Source organism: Mesorhizobium sp. G2-6-1 (assembly GCF_055809095.1).
This window is the reverse complement of the sequence record NZ_CM147896.1, coordinates 1,470,324-1,491,585: the sequence shown is the minus strand read 5'-3', so window position 1 is coordinate 1,491,585 and position 21,262 is coordinate 1,470,324. Positions and strand designations below refer to the sequence as shown.

The 21,262-nt window shown below is 57.6% G+C and carries 14 protein-coding genes and 1 pseudogene; 2 read left to right on the top strand and 13 right to left on the bottom strand.

What is annotated here, in order from left to right:
• The first annotated feature begins 33 nt into the window (after positions 1-33).
• A complete protein-coding gene (locus tag AC0L7S_RS07070) occupies positions 34-1,365 on the top strand; it encodes a bifunctional folylpolyglutamate synthase/dihydrofolate synthase (RefSeq protein ID WP_473473696.1) in 1,332 nt (443 codons plus the stop codon).
• 55 nt (positions 1,366-1,420) lie between these two features.
• Here the strand turns inward: AC0L7S_RS07070 and AC0L7S_RS07065 are convergent, their stop codons facing one another.
• The 13 genes and pseudogenes from AC0L7S_RS07065 to AC0L7S_RS07005 form a co-directional block, all read right to left on the bottom strand.
• On the bottom strand, positions 1,421-1,702 hold the full coding sequence (locus tag AC0L7S_RS07065; RefSeq protein WP_473473695.1) for a cupin domain-containing protein: 282 nt from the start codon (positions 1,700-1,702) through the stop codon (positions 1,421-1,423).
• Positions 1,703-1,830: 128 nt separating this feature from the next.
• Complete coding sequence (trxA, locus tag AC0L7S_RS07060) at positions 1,831-2,154, bottom strand: thioredoxin (protein WP_473473694.1); 324 nt, start codon at positions 2,152-2,154, stop codon at positions 1,831-1,833.
• Positions 2,155-2,229: 75 nt separating this feature from the next.
• Positions 2,230-5,745: a double-strand break repair helicase AddA gene (gene addA, locus AC0L7S_RS07055; RefSeq protein WP_473473693.1), complete on the bottom strand. Its 3,516-nt coding sequence runs from the start codon at positions 5,743-5,745 to the stop codon at positions 2,230-2,232.
• Positions 5,742-8,872: pseudogene (gene addB / locus AC0L7S_RS07050) on the bottom strand (double-strand break repair protein AddB). The gene addA and the pseudogene addB overlap by 4 nt, the downstream one beginning before the upstream one ends.
• Complete coding sequence (locus AC0L7S_RS07045; RefSeq protein ID WP_473474208.1) at positions 8,869-9,585, bottom strand: nucleotidyltransferase family protein; 717 nt, start codon at positions 9,583-9,585, stop codon at positions 8,869-8,871. The pseudogene addB and the gene AC0L7S_RS07045 overlap by 4 nt, the downstream one beginning before the upstream one ends.
• A gap of 20 nt (positions 9,586-9,605) precedes the next feature.
• On the bottom strand, positions 9,606-11,117 hold the full coding sequence (gene tsaE, locus AC0L7S_RS07040; RefSeq protein WP_473473692.1) for a tRNA (adenosine(37)-N6)-threonylcarbamoyltransferase complex ATPase subunit type 1 TsaE: 1,512 nt from the start codon (positions 11,115-11,117) through the stop codon (positions 9,606-9,608).
• An 8-nt stretch (positions 11,118-11,125) separates the two neighbouring features.
• Positions 11,126-13,681 carry a sensor histidine kinase gene (locus AC0L7S_RS07035; protein WP_473473691.1) on the bottom strand — a complete coding sequence of 852 codons (2,556 nt, stop codon included), beginning with the start codon at positions 13,679-13,681 and terminating at the stop codon, positions 11,126-11,128.
• A gap of 197 nt (positions 13,682-13,878) precedes the next feature.
• Positions 13,879-15,279: an adenosylhomocysteinase gene (gene ahcY, locus AC0L7S_RS07030; protein WP_473473690.1), complete on the bottom strand. Its 1,401-nt coding sequence runs from the start codon at positions 15,277-15,279 to the stop codon at positions 13,879-13,881.
• Between the two features lie 148 nt (positions 15,280-15,427).
• Complete coding sequence (locus tag AC0L7S_RS07025; protein WP_473473689.1) at positions 15,428-15,724, bottom strand: HPr family phosphocarrier protein; 297 nt, start codon at positions 15,722-15,724, stop codon at positions 15,428-15,430.
• Entirely contained in the window at positions 15,721-16,122 is a 402-nt protein-coding gene (locus AC0L7S_RS07020; RefSeq protein ID WP_473473688.1) for a PTS sugar transporter subunit IIA, read from the bottom strand. Before AC0L7S_RS07020 ends, AC0L7S_RS07025 begins: the two co-directional genes overlap by 4 nt.
• A 160-nt stretch (positions 16,123-16,282) precedes the next feature.
• Complete coding sequence (locus AC0L7S_RS07015) at positions 16,283-16,762, bottom strand: HPr kinase/phosphorylase (RefSeq protein ID WP_473473687.1); 480 nt, start codon at positions 16,760-16,762, stop codon at positions 16,283-16,285.
• Positions 16,763-16,781: 19 nt separating this feature from the next.
• Complete coding sequence (locus AC0L7S_RS07010; protein ID WP_473474207.1) at positions 16,782-18,506, bottom strand: stimulus-sensing domain-containing protein; 1,725 nt, start codon at positions 18,504-18,506, stop codon at positions 16,782-16,784.
• Between the two features lie 65 nt (positions 18,507-18,571).
• The gene (locus AC0L7S_RS07005) at positions 18,572-19,273 is read right to left on the bottom strand and encodes a response regulator transcription factor (protein WP_473473686.1); all 702 of its coding nucleotides are present in this window, start codon (positions 19,271-19,273) and stop codon (positions 18,572-18,574) included.
• Positions 19,274-19,602: 329 nt separating this feature from the next.
• Here AC0L7S_RS07005 and AC0L7S_RS07000 point away from each other — a divergent pair, with 329 nt between their 5' ends.
• Entirely contained in the window at positions 19,603-21,228 is a 1,626-nt protein-coding gene (locus AC0L7S_RS07000; RefSeq protein WP_473473685.1) for a phosphoenolpyruvate carboxykinase, read from the top strand.
• The last annotated feature ends 34 nt before the right edge of the window (positions 21,229-21,262 follow it).

The window sequence follows — 21,262 nt, the reverse complement described above, 5'->3', positions numbered from 1 at the left end:
AAGCTGATAGCGCTGAGGCAGGGATACCAATAGATGACAGTTTTGACCGCAGATCGGGAAATTGAGCGCTTGATGGCGCTGCATCCGAAGGGTTTCGATCTTTCTCTTGAGCGTGTGTCGCGGCTGCTTGAGCGGCTGGGCAATCCGCAGGACCGGATAGCGCCGGTCATTCATATTGCTGGCACCAATGGCAAGGGTTCCTGCGCTGCGTTTGCGCGCGCCTTGCTGGAGGCGGCAGGCTATCGCGTCCACACGCACACCTCGCCACATCTGGTGAATTGGCATGAACGCTACCGGCTTGCTGCCGATGGCGGTGGAAAATTGGTGGACGACGCGGTTCTCGCCGACGCGATTGCGCGCGTGGCCAAGGCCAATGACGGGCAGATGATAACCGTTTTCGAGATCCTGACGGCTGTCAGCTTTGTGCTGTTTGCCGAACACCCCGCCGACGTCGCGATTCTTGAAGTCGGTCTTGGCGGGCGCTTCGATGCCACCAATGTCATCGCCAGACCGGCTGTGTCGGTCATCATGCCTGTGTCACTCGACCACGAAGCCTATCTTGGCGACCGCATCGAACTGATAGCTGCCGAAAAGGCCGGGATTATCAAGCGCGGCCGTCCTGTCGTCATTAGCGCGCAAGAGCATGGAGCGGCCCTTGAGGTACTCGTCGAAACCGCAAATCGGCTTTCGTGCCCACTATCGATTTACGGTCAGGATTTCCTCGCATTCGAGGAGAATGGCCGCATGGTCTATCAAGACGATGACGGCTTGATGGACTTGCCGTCGCCGTGCCTGCCCGGTCGTCATCAATTTGCCAATGCCGCTGCAGCTATCGCCGCCGTCAAGGCGGCCGGGTTCGAGATTGATGAGCCGGCTGCCGCGCATGCCATGACAAGTGTCGTCTGGCCGGGTCGCATGCAGAAGTTGGCGCAAGGCAAACTCACCGAATTGGCACCGGCGGGCACTGACATTTGGCTGGATGGCGGGCATAATCCCGGCGCTGGTTTGGTTGTCGCCGAGGCAATGGTCGAACAGGAAGAAAAGAGTGCACGCCCGCTTTTTCTAATTGCCGGGATGATCAACACCAAGGACCAGAGCGGCTATTTCGAGGCCTTCAAGGGTCTGGTTCGCCATGTTTATACCGTACCGGTCAATTTCAGTGAATCGGGTGTTCCCAATGATGAACTCGCCATTCGGGCAGCAGAGGCGGGTCTGTCGGCTGAGCCGGTAAGTTCGGTTGCCAGTGCCCTCATGCTGTTGCGCGACACCTGGAACGAGGCTGAGACACCGCCTCGCATTCTGATTGGCGGCTCGCTCTACCTGGCGGGAGCCGTGTTGGCCGAAAACGGCACGCCGCCGACCTGAATCTCCCGTAAATCCGCGACCGACCAGCGCCGTTCGCCTGTTTCGCCAGCGTGACTTATTTCAGTTCTATTTCGATGAAGGCATAGTCACCTTCATTGGCATTGATGACATCGTGCTCCACGCCTTCATTGCGAAAATAGGGAACGCCCTTTTTCATCTCGGCGACGCTTTCCCCGTCCTTCGTTTGCAATTTCACTTTGCCATCCATGAGCGGCACCACGACATAATCGTGCTCGTGACGATGCCACCCCGTACTGGCACCAGGCCCGAAACGGTATTCGGTAACGATCACGCGTTCATTGTCGATAAAGACGGTGGCCTTTGCGGTTCCGGTCATGCATTCCTCCTGTTTGGCAACGGAAAGAATATGGAATGCAAAATCAACGAGCGCCAGTTACGGCGGCCCGTGGTGCCAGAAAAAAGCCCGGCGCAAAAGGCCGGGCTTTTATCAAGATCATTGCGAGATCAGGCGACTGCGCCGTTGATCCATTGCGAAAGTACGGTCTTGGGTGATGCGCCAACTTTCGTATCCGCGACTTCGCCGGCCTTGAAGATCATCAAAGTCGGGATCGAGCGGACGCCAAATTGAGCAGCAAGTTCAGGGTTCTCGTCGATATTGAGCTTGGCGATCTTGACCTTGCCGCCGAGTTCGGTGGCGATTTCTTCCAACGATGGGCCGATCATCTTGCAGGGGCCGCACCACTCTGCCCAGAAATCAACCACGACGGGTTCCTTGGCATCGAGTACATCTGCCTTGAAATTGTTATTGTCGACCTTGACGGTGGCCATGCGGAGTTCCTTTCAGGTTCGATTTGCCGCACCAAATGTGGTGGGGACCTCAAGCAAATTCAAGCAGGTCTTGTGTCACGATGAAGTGAGTCGGGCAAGAGCATCATCCATTGCGGCGGCTGGTAGTTCGATCAACCGGGGCGCTTCGGTAAACAAAAGTGCGGCTGTCACCTCCCGCCCCGGATAGAGTGGTTGCAGCAGGGCGCGATAAAGCGCCAACTGAAGCACATAGGCGGGTTGAATGGTTTCAAACGTTGCGGGCATGGTGCGATTGGTTTTGTAGTCGACAATCAGTACCTTGTCCGAGGTCACCGCCAACCGGTCGATCTTGCCGGAAACGGAGCGTTCCTTTCCCTTGACGTCGAGGCTGCCCATGATTGCGACTTCAGCACACGAACCTTCAGCAAAAAGCGGCGCAAATTGCATATCGTTCAAGATAAGCTCAACGGATGCGAGTGCTGTGTCCTTCTGGGCTTGTGTCCATGATGCACCGGCGCGCGCAAGATAGCGCGAAGCTACCGCGTGGCGTTCGCCTTCCGGGGTTCCGGGTAACATCTGGAGCAATCTGTGCAAGGCCAGCCCCCGCAAGATCGCGAAGCCCGGTTCGGCCTCTTCATCCAGAACAGGTGACCCCGTGTCGATACCGATTTCGCTTGCTTCCTCGATGAGCGCCGACGCTCCGGATGGCGACAGCGGTCTTGGCAATTCCTCGAATATCGGCAATTCCTCGAAAAGGCCATCGGGCAGCGATGAGATGTGATTATCATCTTGTTGCTCTTCATCTGCCACCTCCGCGACAACTGGCGGCAGGTCCGTGATTTTGAAACGATACACGGCTTCGCCACTAACAGGATGCGGACGCTCCTCACTCTCCGGCGCGTTGGCAAGTGCGCGACTGACAATCGAGTGCCAGGTGCCATCGTTGGGTGCCCGCTTGCCGTGATAACCGCAGACGATGAGACGGTCTTCTGCTCGCGTCATTCCCACATAGAGGAGCCGGCGGTATTCATTTTCTGCCAATTCGCGGGCGTGCTCGGCAGCGGTTTTTGAAATACTGTTGGCAACGTCGCTGCCCGAACGCCAGAGATAACCCTTGCCGTTCCAGTTATCACCGGAAGCATCGAATGGCATCAGGCGCGGCAGATGCTGGTCGCTGAAGGGGCGTGACCCACCATCGACCAGAAATACCACCGGAGCTTCCAGGCCCTTGGCCGCATGCACCGTCATGATGCGGACCTCATTGCGGGTCTGATCCATCTCGCGCTTGATTTCCGGGCCCGCATTTTCAAGCGTCGACAGAAAGGAATCGAGGCCGGGCAAACCGGTACGCTCCTCGGCGAGGCTGAAATTCAGGAATTCGTCGAGAATATCACCCGCTTCGGGACCGAGCCGTGCAATCATCGCCTTGCGCACGCCGTCACGTGCCAAAAGCCCGGCATAAAACTCGAAAACCGGCTTGTAGGCCGCCTCGTCCGACCATTTATCAAGCTTCGTGGCGATTTTCGCCAGCGCCGCATCGGATTTGCCGTGAAGGCGCAGCGCTGCGATCAGCGACAGGCTGGGGTCTCGATTCCCGGCCAGATCAAACAATTTGTCTTCGCTGACATCGAAAATGGGAGAGCGCAGAACCGCCGCCAGTGACAGATCGTCTTGCGGCTGGACGATAAAGCGGCCAAGTGCTGCAAGGTCTTTCACGGCAATGTGGCCCGGCAGGCTTAACCGGTCTGCGCCGGCGACAGGGATGTGCCGGTTTTTCAGACTGCGCGACAAAGCATGGACGAAACGGTCGCGCTTTCTTACCAGAACAAGAATGTCTCCAGCTTTAAGCTTGCGACCCGTGCCTTCGATAATTTCACCAGTTGCAATCCAGCTTTCAATGGTCGCGGCTACCTGCTCGGCGATTTTTACCGCCGGTGCCTGGGTGTGATCGACTGGTTTGGTCCAGTCGTCTTCCTCCTGCACCTCATCGGCTCCAAGTGACGGCCATAGTTCGACATAGCCGGGTGCATTGCTGCGGATCGCCTTGTGCTCCAAAGCGGCGGGTTCGTGGCTGATGCCGCGCCGCACCTCCGGGTCGGCAAAGACCCGGTCGACAGCGGCCAGAACGTCGTCCGTCGAACGAAACGACCATTTAAGCTCGAGATCGGCAAAGGGGCGATTGGCGTTGCGCACTTTCGCGGCGAATTCCTGTTTGCTGTCGGCAAACGAATCGGGCGCGGCACCCTGGAATGAGTAGATCGACTGCTTCTCGTCGCCGACTGCAAATATCGTGCGCAGAACATTGTCACGCGCACCTTGTCCGGCAAAAAACTCCTCGGCAAGTCTCTTGACCACATCCCATTGATCCGGGCTGGTGTCTTGCGCTTCATCAAGCAATATGTGGTCGATACCCTGATCGAGCTTGTATTGCACCCAAGCCCCCGCATCGGGTCGCTTCAGGAGATTGACGGTGCGAACGATCAGGTCGTTGAAATCAAGAAATCCACGCCCGCGCTTTGCTTGCTCATAGCGCACAATGAGCCAGTCAGCGATGGTCAGCGCGGCACTCGTCGCTTCAAGCATTTCGAGAAGCGCCAGCCGGTTTCCCGCCGCAATGATCGTCTCGGTGGTCGCCAGATAGCGCTCCGGCAAATCGGGCATCTGGTTGAGCAATGCCTTGCCAAACAGCCAGCCCGGTTTGTATGCCTCACCCTTGGTGCTCAACAGTGCCTCGGACAGCAGGACAAGCCGGGCCGATGGATCTTGTTCGGCGAATGCGGCGGTTGTTTTCGCTATCATGTCCAATGCACGATTGGCACCGACTCTGCTGCATGTATCGCCAAGCTGGGCGAGATAGGCGGGAGATAGATCGGGAAGCGGCCAGACGGATGCAGCGATGCTTTGCACTGTCTCATCGGCCTGGAAGCCGAATTCCTCGAACAACGGGCGAAAACCCGTTCCATCGCCGCCGATTTGGGTGATAAAATCGCGCAGGCTGTCACGTTTGCGCATTATTTCGCCAAGCAGAGCATCCAGCCCCGTTTCACCGGCCCGTTCGAGAACCGACGCAAAGGCTTGTGAAAGTTCCGGGTTGGCCCCGGTTGCACCAATCATGTCACGCTTGGCAGCAGCAAACAGCGCCTGTTCCATTTGCGGATCGAGCAGTTCGAAATGTGCTGCGATATTGGCCTCTAGGGGGAACTGGTGCAGTACGGATTCACAAAATGCGTGGATGGTCTGGATTTTCAGGCCGCCCGGCGTTTCCAGGGCTTCGGCAAACAGGCGGCGTGCCCGGCGCATGATATCGGCATTTGGCCTTTTGCCTTCCAATTGCTCTATGCGCTCTGCCAACTCTTGTTCCGGTAGTGCCGTCCACTCCGACAATGTGGAAAAAACGCGGTTCGACATATTGGCGGCGGCAGCGCGCGTATAGGTCAGGCACAGGATTTTGGAAGGATCGGTGCCACGCAGAAGCAACCGGATGACGCGCTGCGCCAGAACATGGGTCTTGCCGGAGCCGGCATTGGCTGACACCCAGGCTGAATTCAGCGGATCGGCAGCACTTGCCTGATTGGTCGCCGTCTCGGTGGGGATGTAGAGAATTTTCGTCATCCCTCCGCTGCCTCATTTGCACCGTCGCCACCTGCCGACCATTCGAGAACGCGCGCAAGATGGTCGTAGTCGCCGTCGGTTTCACCTTCGCGAAACGGTAGTGCACGGGAGAGATAACCGGCATCGACATTCGCATAATGGAGTACCAGTTTTTCCAGGCGCGCCCATGCGTCTTCCCCCAGATCAGCGGCAGAGCTCAGACTGTTCCTGATTTCGAGAATCGATTCCTCGAAAACTTTGCCATTGGGCTTCAGGCGCACATAGGCCAGTTGCGATGGTTCACGGGCACCCAATCCCTTGAATGCACCGCGTCGCAATAGTGCACCTTCGAGCGCCAGTTGCGGTGCAAGCAATGTATGCGCCTGAGCTTTGGAGGGTGATGAGCCGGTCTTGTAGTCGAGAATATCGGCCATGCCTCCGGCCAGCAAATCGACACGGTCGGCATAGCCTGACAAGGTAACACCGGTTTGGCCAATGGCCGTTTTGTCGGCGCGTTCCTCAGGGAAGCGTTGTATCACGCTATCTGCCCGCTGGCGTTCCCAGTCGATCAGTTCCGGGGCAAGTTTTTCAAAACGCGGCCACCATACAGCCTCGACATCTTCGGGAAGCGCTGCGTTGGCAAAGCAGGTGCGGCCCGAGGCAAGGAGTGCATCCAATGCCCCCGGTTGGCACGGATCGGCATTTGCCTTGGTGAAGTGATGCAAAATGGCATGAAACAATGTGCCGCGTTCGGCAGCCCCCGGATCGCGGATGACAGGATCGAGCGCGATGAGGGCTAGAATGCGCCGGGCGTAGATGGCGTAAGGGTCGCGACGCAACGTCTCGATTTCGGTGACAGAGAACTTGGCAGGCCGCGCGGCAAGTGGCGGTTTGGGGTTTGGACGTGGTGCGAAGCCGACCTGTTTGCCAGTATCCAGCATTCGCGCCCATGCCAGCAACTGGTCGCCGCGGCGACGCAAAATGCCAGCATGATCCTTGCCGACGAAAGTCAAGATTCGCTGTAACCAGCGTGACGGGACGGCAGGTGCGTCGCCCGAACGAAGTGCGCGCGACAGCACCACTTTCTTCGCACCCATTGCCATCTGGAAATCGTGTGCCGCTAGACCGATACGTCTCTCGGGCGGTTCAAGGTCGATACCCGTTTTCATCAACCTCGACATGAACCGATCGCTTTGCGGCTGGCGCGGCCACACGCCTTCATTCAGCCCGCCAATAACCAGCGTATCGACGTGCTGTAAACGCGCTTCCAATGCACCCCAGATGGCGATGGCCTTGTCGGTGCCGCGGGCGGGCTTGACCGTCTCCGGCATCAACAACGCCTCCAGCACGTCCGGCCACTCATGAGCCGCAAAATGGAACGGAGCTTTAGCCGAAACCAGATCGCGCAGCACCTGCGCAAGCTTGGTGCCGGCATCTTCGTCATAGAGATCGTTCAAAGAGCCGCCCAAATTCCGGCCAAGAGCCTCAAAGGCCAGCACGCTAACCGATGTCAGACCGGCGACGCTGAGATCGCGCTGGCCGCGCAATGCCACCAATGGCGCCAATGCTGCTTCGAGGCGTTGGAGCAGGTCGATTGCCTGTTCAAATCGGTGAACCGGGTATCGTTTGAACCAGAATGGTTCCCTTTTCCCAGTATCCCGATTCACAAGCCGCTCGTTGAACAACGCGGTGATCGTTGCGATATCAGGTCGACCGGTGCCGCCGCGCAGTGCGACAAGTTCGATCAACTCGGCAGCATGGCGAACGATGCTGCGTTCAAGGCCAAGCTTCAACAATGGATGCTTGATAAGTGCCAGAAGTGTAACCGGCTCTCCCGCTCGGAACACGGCCTGGACCATCAGCTTGAGCAGAATCGCAGGTGGCGTGTTGACAAGCGGCGTGCCGCCCGAATCGTCAGCCACCACTCCGAAACGTAACAGTTCTGCTGCAACACGGCGCGCCAGTGCCCGGTCGCCGGTGACAAGTGCTGCGCGTTCGCCCGGATTACCGACGGCGCAGCGCAGCGCAATGGCGATGGCGACCGCTTCGTCACGCTCATTGGCGGCTTCCAGAACTGTGACATCAGCCAGCGCTGCGGTGAATTGGTCAGCGCCGAAGCGTTTGCGCGTTTCTATCCATAATTCGGTGGTTTCGGCCGGACGAAGCGCTTCGCTGACAATTTGGGCGCGCAAGCCAAGTGCTGCATCGAGATTTCCGATTTCTCTGACATCGTGGCGCAATGCACCGATTTTGCCGATCAGCTTTGCCAGTCCGTATTGTGGATGCCCAAGCAGCGCAGGGGGGCGTTATGTGCCGCAATAGCAGCAAATGCACCATCATCGAGCGTTCGATCGAGGCCCGGCAGGACAACGGCACCAAGCGGCAGAGCGGCAATGACTTTCAACAATTCTGCCGTTGCAGGAATGGAGCCCGTTGACCCTGCGGCAATGACTGGCCCCGGTGGCGGATTGCGTTGCAGCCGGGCAGCTTCCTGACGCAATAACGCGCTGCGATGTGCAGCGGGGTTGGAGCGATCCTGCTCGGCAAGGACCATTGGCCAATTCTCGGTGGCGATGCCGAGAAAATCGAGTGTTACCTGCCACCACCCGGCCAGATTGCCGGTAACAAGATCAGCGAGTTTCGCCCAGTCGGAGCCTTCAGTCTCGACTTCGTCCATCAGGCCTGCAAGATCGCGGGCCAGCCAAATGGCGTCGGTGGCGGAAGCCGGGACGAAAACCTCTTCGTTGAAACGTTCCGCGACTTCGGCGGGCAGGCGCTGCTTCCACGCCCGCACCAGAGTGCCGAGAAATAACAGGCGCTCGCTTGCCGCGATGGGTGGCGCAAGCTCCAGAGCTGTGGTGGTCTGAGGTGGATCGACCTCAAACAATGCCTCGTCTTCGTCGAATTCGCCAAGTGGGCGAATGATCGGCAGGATTGCCGAACCGTGACCTATTTTTTCAACGAACGTGGCACGCAAAGCACGCGCGGCGCGCCGTGTCGGCACGTAGATGGTCGCACCGGCGAGCGTCAGGGCATCGCCATCGAAGCGAAAACCCGGAACGAGATTGCCTGAAAGCAGCGCGTCGACCAGCGTTGGCAAGAAACGCGCTCCCGAGGGGATCGAGTAGACATTGGCAGCCTTGTTCATGGCGTGTCGGCCTGTGCTTGAGCCTGTGCCTTAGCCACCGCAGCTTCAGCAAGTGCGATCGCATCCGGCGTGCCGACCGTGATCCAGCACCCGTGCATGGCCATGCCGAACAAGCGGCCAGCAGTGATGGCGCGGTCGAAATAGACATTGAGCGAATGGGGGCCTTCTGGCGCATTATTGAAAATGCGGGAATGAACGATAGCCGCGCCCGCATAAATCAAACCCGCCGGATCGTCATGTGCGCGACGCAAACTGCCATCCGGCTGCATAAGGAAGTCGCCACCCCCGCTGTGACCGGTAGCTGAAGCAGCGTCCACGAGCATCAGCAAAATGTCCATCGCATCGGCATTCCATGCCAGCGCAAGACGCGCCAGATTGGGCGGCCCCTTGTCGATCCAGAACGTGTCGGCGTTGATGACATAGAATGCGTCGTCACCAAGTTGCGGCAATACCTTGACGATACCCCCGGCGGAATCAAGAAGGCGCTCGCTTTCATCGGAAATGGTGATTTGCGGGGCTTTACGCGTGGCTGTGTGGGCGACGATCTGCTCCGGCAGATAATGGACATTGACCACCGCCTTGCCCACCCCGGCAGCAGCCAAACTATCCAGCCCCCAGTCAAGCAGCGTCTTGCCCGCGACCTTGACCAGCGGCTTCGGTATCGTGTCGGTGATTGGCCGCATGCGCTTGCCGAGGCCCGCCGCGAGCACCATCGCAGTATCTGGCCTGTAAGTCACAATGGGCGCTCCTCAAGCAGGCCATGATCGGCATAGAAAGTGCGAAGATCAGCAAGGGCCGGGTGGGCCAGCGCGCGGCGGAGATAGGCGCGAATGCGTGGCAGATGTTTCAGATATGACGGCTTGCCGTCGCGTCGATCCAGCCGCACGAAAATGCCGAGGATCTTTGAATTGCGCTGAGCAGCCATCAACGCATAGGCTTCACGAAAAGCCGTTTCATCGAAATTTCCCGATGCATGACGCGCGGCGATATAGGCGTCAAGCGTCGCTTTCTCGATCTCCGGTGCAATGGTGACGCGGGCATCCATTGCGAGCGAGGCCAAATCATAGGCCGGTGGTCCGATCAACGCGTCCTGGAAATCGATAATGCCAAGCCGGTCGTGACCTGAGAGGTCTGCGCGCCATATGATGTTTGGGGAATGGAAATCGCGCAGCATCAGCGTGTCGTCTCGCCGGGAAAGCCGGTCGAGGGCAACGTTCCAGCGACGCCGATAATCCGCGCGCATCGCATCGCTGGTTAGTTCGCCGGTAACGGCTGGAACATACCAGTCAACGAGGAGATCCGCTTCGATCAATAGTGCGTCGCGGTCGAATGGCGGCACTGTATGGCTTGCGCCTGATACGGCTCCTGAATATACCGGCCATGATTTTCCATGCATCATCGCCAGCAATTGCGCCGCCGCAATATAGCGTTCGGCAATGGGCTTGCCCTGCGCATCGACGATGCCTTGCGAACCCAGGTTTTCAAGCAGAACAAAGCCCTGATCGAGGTCTTTTGCGTAAATTTCAGGCGCGCTGACACCATTTTTCTTCAGCGAATGGGCGATGGTGACAAAAGCCGAAACGGATTGCGCCGTATGGGCGATTTCGGCATATGGCTTTCCATCGCGCACAACCGGCCCCATCACCAGACGGGGCGAATTCATCAGTATTCGTGGCGCCTGACCCTCCAGCGTCACTATCTCATAGGAGCGCGCAGAAGCATCGCCAGTGAACAGCCGGCGCCGGGCGCGACCCCACTCGCACGTGCCAAGAAATGCACGCATGGCCAGCGACCGTGCCATCCGCGTAAAACCATCACCTTGCCCAGATAGATGGACCGCACGCCCATCCTCCTTGTGAGAAAGTTCGACCAACACTGCTACTGGAGGCAAATGACCTTCCGCCCGTTCCGGCCATTCGATAAGTGCAGCACCATCGCTCAACACATCGTTGAGGCCCAACTCGTCGAGTTCCTCATGCGATGCGATACGATAGAGATCAAAGTGATGAACCGGGATGCGTGCATCGTAGCTTTGTACGAGCGTGAAGGTCGGGCTTGGAACATCGAGCGCATCATCGTCAGCCAACGTCCTGATAAGAGCCCGCGCCAGTGTCGACTTGCCAGTTCCGAGATCGCCCGAGAGCGCGAGTACATCACCGGGGCGCAGCGCCATGGCCAAATCTTCGCCAAGCTGGGCGGTTGCCGCGTCATTCGCGAGAAAAAGCTCCAGAACAGACCCCGACATGCGCCAGGCTACTCGGCTGCCGCACGGATACCCGACGGCACTTGCGGGAACACGCAGATAACGGTGGTGCCCTTGTCATCGCCGGTTTCAATGCGAACCTTCCCGCCGTGCAATTCGACAAAGCTTTTGACGATGGAAAGGCCAAGCCCGGCACCGCGCCGACGCCCACCATTGACCCGCGATTCAAAGCGGTGAAACACAAGGTCCAGCACCTCGGGAGGCATTCCTGGGCCGTCATCATGAACGAGGAATTCGATTCCATCTGGCGACTGCCGGCAACTAAGCATGATGGTGCTCGCTTCCGGCGCATAATTGGCGGCATTGACCAGCAAATTATAGAGAATCTGACGGATACGCGTCTCGTCGCCATGAAAGCTTTTTGGCGCGCTGTCGGCGTCGATCTCAAGCTTGATCTCATGTTCTGCCAGTCGCTCACTCACCAGATCGGCAGCGGCATGAATGGCACGCTCGACATGCACTTCAGCGATTTCTAGCTCCATGATGCCTGCATCGACGGTCGCCAGATCGAGAATGTCATTGACGATGGTCAACAAGACCGAGGACGAAGAGCCGATATGCTCGACATATTCGCGTTGACGCGTCGAAAGCGGTCCGGTGGCCGGCAGCGACAGCAATTCGGTGAAGCCGATGATATTGGTGAGCGGCGAGCGCAATTCGTAGGAAACATGCTGTACGAACTCGTTCTTCAACTGGTCGGATTTCAGCAGCGCCTCGTTCTTGTCTTTCAGCGCCCGCTCGACATTAACGCTGTCGGATATATCGACAAAGGTGATCATGACCTGCCCGTTGGGCAAGTGAATGACCGCGTAGCGCAACACGCTGCCCTCTTTCAGTTCCGTCTGGCCGTGCCTGTCGCGGCGTTCCTCGTCGAAGCCGGTGATCGCCGCGACGAAATCATTCCAGGGGCTGTCCTTGGCAAGTCTGTCACAGACATCACGAATGGCTGAAACATGGATGTTTTGCGTGGCGATGTCGGGGGATACGTTCCACAATGCTGCAAATGCCGGATTCGAGAGGCGCAGACGTCCGTCCGGTCCGAACACCACGACACCTTCGGCAAGGTTGTCGAGCGTTTCTCCCTGAACCCGCACAGCCGTCTGGTAGCGGCTTTCCAGATCGATCTTTTCCGTCAGGTTTTCGAACACCCATGTAACGCCGCCCTTGGGTTGCGGATTTGCCACGACGCGGATGGTCTTGCCATCGGGCAGATGCCACCAGTGTTCTTGCGGTTCGACAGCTCTGTAGGCGCCGAGCAGCGTTTCCTTCCAGCGCCGCCATTCCGGTTGCTCGGCAATTTTACCCTCGCTGCGCAGTCGGTCGAGGAGTAGCGCATTTTCGGGCGCGCTATGAAGGAAAGCACTATCGAGGCCCCACAGCTTCTGGAACGCCTGATTGAAGAATCGCAACTTCTCGTCCGTGTCGAAAGTCGCGACCGCTGTGTTGAGTTGATCGAGTGTGTCGGCGTGGCTGCGCACCGTGCGTTCATATTCCTCGCGGATGGTCTCGATTGCACTCATGTCACATGCGATGCCCGCCGAACCTTCCGGGCCTGCAAAATCGGTTACTGCAAATTTGCGCCGGTCACCTTCGATTACAGTCGAAAGCATCTGGTCGAAGACCGGGTGGGCTTTGTGCGTTTCGCTTATCGTCTGGCGTGACTGGCTACCCAGGAATTCCTTGCCATCGCGGATGGCCGCATCCGTATTCGCAACCTCGACTGCCGTGGCATAGGCATGGTTTGCCCATTTCAATCGACCGTCACCGGAGCGCATCCAGACCGGCATGCGCAGAGCGTTCAGCAGGCCGACAATGGTATCATGTTCTGCTTCAAGTCGCTGGTTCTCCAACATCAGCCGAGCCTGCATGCGCTGTGTCTCGGACAAGGACATGAACCTGACGATTGTATGGGCAGCCGTCTTACGACCGTGGATTTCCATCGGCGCACCCGCTAACGATTCTGCAACGAGGTCGAAGAGTTCGCCCTTCTCTCGCAAGGCCGTCACCCCATGTTCCAGTGCTGCCGCTGATCGCGGCATCAGCCAGCGTCCAAAGGCAAGAAAAGCCGCTCGATCGTCAGGTGCGCCGCTTTGCGTCGGCAGGGTTCCGATGAGTTCAGGCTTCTTGTTGTCCAAACCCCACACGATGATACGCTGGTCACGCAGGTTCAGCAGTGCTTCCGAGCGTTGCAACGCTGCATTGATGTCAGCGACACGATCGCGCAGTTTGAGGTTTTCCGCAGCCGTTCGTGCGCGCTCTCTGATAAGGAATATGGCCGATAGCAAAGCCGCACCCATGACACCGACCGAAACGGCCAGTTGGATAACTTCAGCAGTGCCGAGGGACGTTCCTGCTGCAACAGCCCTTTCCTGGGCCTGTGTCGAGAGCGGCGCAAATGGCAAAGAAAACGCCGAGCCTCTCAAAAGCGTTTTCAGGCGGCAAAAACGCACCGCGCTCCCCACCAGATTGGCGGGTCGCTTGTCTATCGAATCGCTATGGCCGCCGGAAACGGCCTGTCCCGCGATAAGCGGGTTTTCCCCCGGCATGGTCTGGTCCTCTCCGCTGCCCGACTTTCAAGACCACCTTGGCGCGAGCCTCGCACCTCGCGCCCGGCCCAAAGCATCGCGAATCACCCCACCATACCGTTTCACCGAATCGCCGTGAAGGCGCTTGGTGCGCAAAAATAAAGCCGGGCGAAATGTCAATCGCCCGGCTCTACATATTGTGGCATTATTCTTTGTGGTTAATAGCGGTAGTGTTCCGACTTGAACGGCCCCTGCGGAGTTACCCCGATATAGGCAGCCTGTTCACCTGAGAGTTCCGTCAGTTTTGCGCCGAGCTTGTCGAGATGGAGGCGCGCAACCTTTTCATCGAGATGTTTGGGCAGCACATAGACCTGATTTTCATATGCGTCGGGCTTGGTGAACAACTCGATCTGGGCGAGGACCTGATTGGTGAAGGATGCCGACATGACAAAGCTCGGATGGCCGGTGGCATTGCCGAGATTGAGCAAGCGGCCTTCCGACAGCAAAATCATGCGCTTGCCATCGGCGAAGGTGATCATGTCGACCTGTGGTTTGACGTTGGTCCACTTCAGGTTGCGCAGCGACGCCACCTGAATTTCATTGTCGAAATGCCCGATATTGCCGACGATCACCATGTCTTTCATGGCGCGCATATGATCGAGTGTGATGACATCCTTGTTGCCGGTTGTGGTGATAATGATGTCGGCGTTCGGCGCAGCATCTTCCAACGTGACAACCTCGAAGCCGTCCATTGCCGCCTGTAGCGCGCAGATCGGGTCGACCTCGGTGACTTTGACGCGCGCACCGGCGCCATTGAGCGATGCGGCAGATCCTTTGCCGACGTCGCCATAGCCGCAAATAACGGCGACCTTGCCAGCCATCATCACGTCTGTGCCGCGACGAATGCCATCAACCAGCGATTCCTTGCAGCCATATTTATTGTCGAATTTCGACTTCGTCACCGAGTCATTGACGTTGATTGCAGGGAAGGGCAGCAGGCCCTTTTTCTGCAATTGATAGAGACGATTAACGCCGGTTGTCGTCTCTTCCGTCACGCCGCGGATTGCGTCTTTTTGCTTGGTAAAGAAGCCCGGTGTTGCCGCCATGCGCTTCTTGATCTGGGCAAACAGGATTTCTTCCTCCTCGCTTTCGGGATTGGACAGTACATCCTCGCCGGCTTCCGCGCGCGCGCCGATCAATATGTACATGGTGGCATCGCCGCCATCGTCGAGGATCATGTTGGAAACGCCACCGTCGGACCACTGGAAAATACGGTCGGTATAGGTCCAGTATTCCTCCAGCGACTCACCTTTGACGGCAAACACTGGTACGCCTGAATCGGCAATTGCCGCGGCTGCCTGATCCTGCGTCGAGAAGATGTTGCATGAGGCCCAGCGGATATCGGCTCCGAGCACCTTCAGTGTTTCAATCAACACCGCCGTTTGAATGGTCATGTGCAACGAACCAGTGATGCGCGCGCCCTTGAGCGGCTTCTGGGAGCCAAATTCATCCCGGCAGGCCATCAGGCCCGGCATTTCCGTTTCGGCAATTTCAATTTCCTTGCGACCCCAGTCAGCCAGCGAAATATCGGCGACGACGTAGTCCTTGCTTCCTGTCATGGCAGAGCTCCAATGCAATATGTTGGCAAGCGTCCCCCCATGCAGTAGCGCGGTGATGGGCGCGATTTGGCCGCCTGCGTAGCAGATCGGAACGGATACGACAACGGGATATAAAGAAATCTTTATTCGTGCATATTGGGAGTATGCATCACATCTCTTCGCCGAACCGGGAAGCGATGAGTTGCTCGAGGGCTTCCATGGCCGCTGCGGCATCCGGCCCGCTGGCAAAGACCCTGACCGAACAGCCAGGACTTGCCGCCAACATCATCAAGCCCATGATCGAGGTGCCACCGACTTTGACGCCATCTTTTTCCACATTGATTGCGGCATCGAAACCGCTGGCAATCTGAACGAACTTTGCCGAGGCGCGCGCATGCAAACCACGTTGATTGACGATTTGCACGTCTCTTACCAGTTCATCTGACTTAGTGGACGCGGCGGTCATTTGCTGGAAAGCAATTGGCTGGCGACATTGATATATTTGCGGCCTGCCGCCTGCGCTTCCTCGATCGCTGCAAGCATGTCATCGTTTTTGCGCACGCTGGACAGCTTGATCAGCATCGGCAGGTTCATGCCGGCAATGACTTCGGTGCGACCCGATTCCATAACGGAAATAGCAAGATTGGAGGGGGTTCCGCCGAACATATCCGTCAGCACAATGACGCCCGCGCCGGTATCGACACGCGCAACAGCGTCAACGATGTCGCGGCGACGCTGCTCCATATCATCGTCAGCACCGATCGCTACGGTTTCAAAGTTTTCCTGCGGTCCCACGACATGCTCGACGGCATGGCGGAACTCACTGGCCAACTGACCGTGCGTGACAAGCACGAGTCCGATCATTCTTCGCAGACTTTCGTCATGGCCCCTTCACAAGCGCAATTTATGGTCGCCAACCTCTCGGGACGGCGGGAGCGCTATCTTGTCGACGCACAGCGCGTTGACAAGCCCAAAATTGCTTCACAAGCCATTTTGACGCATTGCGAGAGAAATTGAGCGAAAATCAGGCGAAAATCCCGAACTTTTGCGTGGCAATCACCATTGGCACCGCTGCGGCTACATTGCGTGCAGCCAGTCGAAGCAAGGGCACCCGGCACCCCGCAATCGTCTCAGATGCCTCTTCCTGAAAGCGTTCAACACTTCCCTCAACCAGAGATAGACATAAATCTACAGCCGCACGAGGCTCATGAATGATTGGCTGCGGGCCGATACCCGCAACCTCGACAAGTCCGGCAATCGAGGCAGGTGCCTGGCAGATCAGTCTGCCGGCGTAAGTTTCGACCAGCACCTGATCGTCCGAGACAATCCGGGAAAACCGGCCTTGTCTATGAAAACAGTCGATGAGGGCAAGCCCCAGCGTCGTCTTTCCCGAGCCGGATGGCCCCATGATGAGAACGCCACGATCCGCGAGCAGGATAGCGGTGGCATGGAGGTTGCGAGGATTAACCCCTGAGCGGGCATTCTCTTCTTGCTGATACGCCATCGCCTGTCCTGTTCGTCGTTCAATCTTCGGCCGGCAACGTGATGACGAAGCGCGCGCCCCTGATGTCCCCGGGCTTGGCGCCGGGAATGTTCTCGGCCGTCAGCGTGCCACCATGAGCTTCAACAATCTGGCGGCTGATCGACAGACCAAGACCCGAATTCTGACCGAAGGCCTCGCCCGCGGGACGGTCTGTATAGAAACGCTCGAAAATGCGGTGGATCGTATCGGGCCGGATGCCCGGCCCATTGTCGTCAACCGTGATCAGATTGAACTTGCCTGCGCGCATCAACGAGATCGTAATGCGACCGTGTTCCTCGGGAAGGAACGAACGGGCATTTTCGATCAGGTTGGTAATGACTTGACCAAGGCGCAAATCGTGACCGGCAACCAGATACCCCTTGGCTCCCTGCGGTAGTTTTGCCACATTCAACTCGATGTCGGCGGACTTCTTGTGGCGTGACACTTCGCGGGAAACGGCGACGAGATCGGTAACGAAGGCTTTCAAATCGACCTTGCCCGCATCCTCGCGGGCCAATTCTGCATCCAGACGCGATGCGTCGGAAATATCGGAAATCAGGCGGTCCAACCGCCGCACATCATGCTGAATGACGTCCATCAACCGCTTTTGCGAGTCCTCATTGCGTGCCAGCGGCAGCGTTTCTACTGCGCTGCGCAATGATGTCAGCGGGTTTTTCAGTTCATGGCTGACATCGGCGGCAAAACTCTCGATGGCCTCGATGCGGGCATAGAGCGCATTGGTCATATCGCGCACCGCAACCGACAGGTTGCCAATCTCGTCTTGCCGGTCGGAGAAATCGGGGATCTCCTCGCGATTCTTGACGCCGCGGCGCACCCGCACCGCCGCCGCCGACAGGCGGCGCAGCGGATTGGCAATGGTCGAGGCAAGCAAGAGCGATAGCAGCGCGGTCACAAGGGCGGCAACGCCAAAGACACGCAGAATTGCCTTGCGTTCGGCAGTGACGATCTTGTCGATGTCACCGCCTTCGGTGGACAGCATCAAAACACCCAAAACGGCCCGAAAGCGCTGGATCGGGACGGCAACGGACACGATTTGCTCGCCCTGCTCGCTTATGCGAACGATGGTCGAAGGGCTGCCGGTCAACGCCTTGACGACTTCGGGAAAAGCAGCACCGTTGCCACCCGGCTGCTCATGGTAGACCGGCAATTCGGTGTTGCGGAAAAGACCAAAGATGAAGTTTTGCAAACGCTCCAGCAAATTCGGCGTTTCTTCGTCAACCGAGGGCAGGTCGTAACGAAGGATCTGGCCCCGAGAATAGAGGTGGCGTGAATCGAGAAGCAGGTTGGCGTCACGGTCATAAATGCGCGCGCGCGTGCGTGTCGGTGAAATCAATCGACGCAACACAGGCGCGACGCGTTCCGGGTTGATCGGGAAATCGAGATTGTCCAACTGGTCACTGCCCGGGGCAAGACTTTCGCCTGCCTGCAATTCCAGAAGCTTTTCCGGGTCGATGCTGATCGAATCCGTTTCGACCGTCGCCGACGCGGCAATGGCGCCGGCGATGATCTCGCCTTGCGTCATCAGGCTTTCAACGCGCGCGTCGATAAGGCCATCCCGGAACGTGTTGAGATAAAGTATCCCGCTAACGAGAACAGCCAGTCCCGCGAGATTGAGGAACAGGATGCGCCGGGTGAGGCTGGAAAAGATGTGGTGGCCAAGGAAACGGCGCATCGGCACCGTTATCCTTGAAAGCGGCAGCGCCATGAGCCGGGATGGGCTCTTTGCCCCACTCCCCGTCTTTTTCATGTCCGCACCCGCCGTCATGGACCCTAATTTTCGCGGAACCGGTAGCCGACTCCGTAAAGCGTTTCGATCATCTCGAAATCATCGTCGACAGTCTTGAATTTCTTGCGCAGCCGCTTGATGTGGCTATCAATGGTCCGATCATCGACATAGACCTGTTCATCATAGGCCGAATCCATCAGCGCGTCACGACTTTTGACCACGCCTGGGCGCTGCGCAAGAGAATGCAGGATCAGAAATTCGGTAACGGTAAGCGTGACCGGCTCACCTTTCCATGTACAGGTGTGACGTTCCTGATCCATCACCAACTGGCCGCGCTCCAGCGAACGGGTCTGCTGATTTGGTGTCTTGGCGGCAGCTTCGCGCGCGCCGGCGCGGCGCAGAACTGCCCGCACGCGCTCGACCAGCAAACGCTGGGAAAATGGCTTCCTGATGAAATCGTCAGCCCCCATCTTGAGGCCGAACAATTCGTCAATCTCGTCATCTTTCGAGGTCAGGAAAATCACAGGCAGGTCGGTCTTTTGTCGCATTCGGCGCAAAAGCTCCATGCCATCCATACGCGGCATCTTGATGTCGAGTATGGCAAGGTTCGGCGGGCGAGCCGAAAGACCTTCCAGCGCCGATGCCCCGTCGGTATAGGTCTCGACACGATAGCCTTCGGATTCCAGCGCAATCGATACCGAGGTCAGAATATTGCGGTCGTCATCGACAAGCGCGATTGTTGCCATTTCTAGCGGCTCCCTCATAGACCGGTGTCCCTTCGATGCTAACAGAAGGGGCTTGTGCAGGACAAATTAGGTACAAAATGTGGCACTGCTCAATACCATATGCGAACAGCCACATCGCACCTTCACAATGACTCAGGCGTCTTAAATGTACCAATCCTTTGGGCAGACGTGAAAGTTTTTGCACATATAAACGATTTAAACAACTTTCAAAATTTTTAAATCGATTAATGATTTGATATTGCTTGGTTTTTCTGTTTCTGACGATTTCAGGTCACGAAAAATGCGACGCTGCAAGAGCGATCGCGAATGTACGATGTGAAAGGATTCGCATGTCGGAACTGGGCAGACGTAACCCCGCATTCGGAATTGATGCGGTCGGGATCGGTACGTCGGGGATGGTGCGCTACAATTTCACTGCGGTTTGCCTGACCGAAGAAGCGATCCGTCGCGGCGAGGCACGCTTGAGCGCTCACGGTGCTTTGGTTGCCGAAACCGGCCAGCACACCGGTCGTTCGGCCAAGGACAAGTTCGTTGTGCGAGACGCCAATACCGAACCGCATGTGTGGTGGGACAATAACAAGGCAATCTCACCTGCTCAATTTGGCATGTTGCTTGCCGATTTCCTTGCCCATGCCGCCGACAAGGACCTGTATGTACAAGATTTGATAGGCGGTGCGGACCGCGATCTCAATTTGCCCACCCGGGTTATCACCGAATTTGCCTGGCATTCGATGTTCATCCGCAATCTGCTGATTCGTCCCGACGCCGACAGCCTTGATGCTTTCGTTGCCGGGATGACCATCATCGACCTGCCGTCGTTTCGTGCCGACCCCGCACGCCACGGTACGCGCACGGAGACGGTGGTTGCGCTTGACCTGACACGCATGATTGTCCTGATCGGTGGCACCTCCTATGCCGGCGAGATGAAGAAATCGGTGTTCACCGCGCTGAACTATCTTCTGCCCCAAAAAGGCGTCATGCCGATGCATTGCTCGGCCAATGAGGGTGCAAGCGGCGACGCAGCGGTTTTCTTCGGCCTTTCGGGAACCGGCAAGACGACACTTTCGGCCAATCCGGCTCGTACCTTGATCGGCGATGATGAGCATGGCTGGGGGCCGCAAGGAATTTTCAACTTTGAAGGTGGGTGCTACGCCAAGACGATAAGGCTTTCTGCTGAAGCCGAGCCCGAGATATTTGCCACCACGCAGCGCTTTGGCACAGTGCTGGAAAATGTCATTCTCGACGACAACCGTATCCCCGATTTCGACGATGGGCGGCTGACCGAAAACACACGTTGCGCCTATCCGCTGGATTTCATTCCAAACGCGAGCAGCAGCGGAAGCGCAAGCCACCCGAAGAACATCATCATGCTGACCGCCGATGCTTTCGGCGTGATGCCGCCGATTGCCCGGATGACGCCAGCGCAGGCGATGTATCACTTCCTCTCTGGCTACACAGCCAAGGTGGCGGGTACAGAAAAAGGCGTGATCGAACCAGAGGCGACATTCTCGACATGCTTCGGGGCACCGTTCATGCCGCGTCATCCCTCGGAATATGGCAATCTGCTGCGTGAATTGATTGCCCGCCACAATGTCGATTGCTGGTTGGTAAATACCGGCTGGACGGGTGGTGCTTACGGCACTGGAAAACGCATGCCGATCAAGGCAACACGGGCCCTGCTTGCCGCTGCATTGGATGGCTCTTTGAAAAAAGCTGAATTCCGTACCGACGTCAATTTCGGCTTTGAGGTGCCTGTGGGCGTCCCCGGCGTTGGTGCTGCCATTCTCGATCCAGCCATATTGGACCCGCGCGCGACCTGGGTCGATAAACATGCTTATGACCGCCAGGCCGCCAAGCTGGTCACCATGTTTATCGATAATTTTGGCAAGTTCGAAAGCCATGTCGACGCGATCGTTCTGGGCGCCGCGCCGCGCATGCAAGACGCCGCAGAATAAGCGGCCACCGCAGTCCCGGAACGTTTTGAAGGCC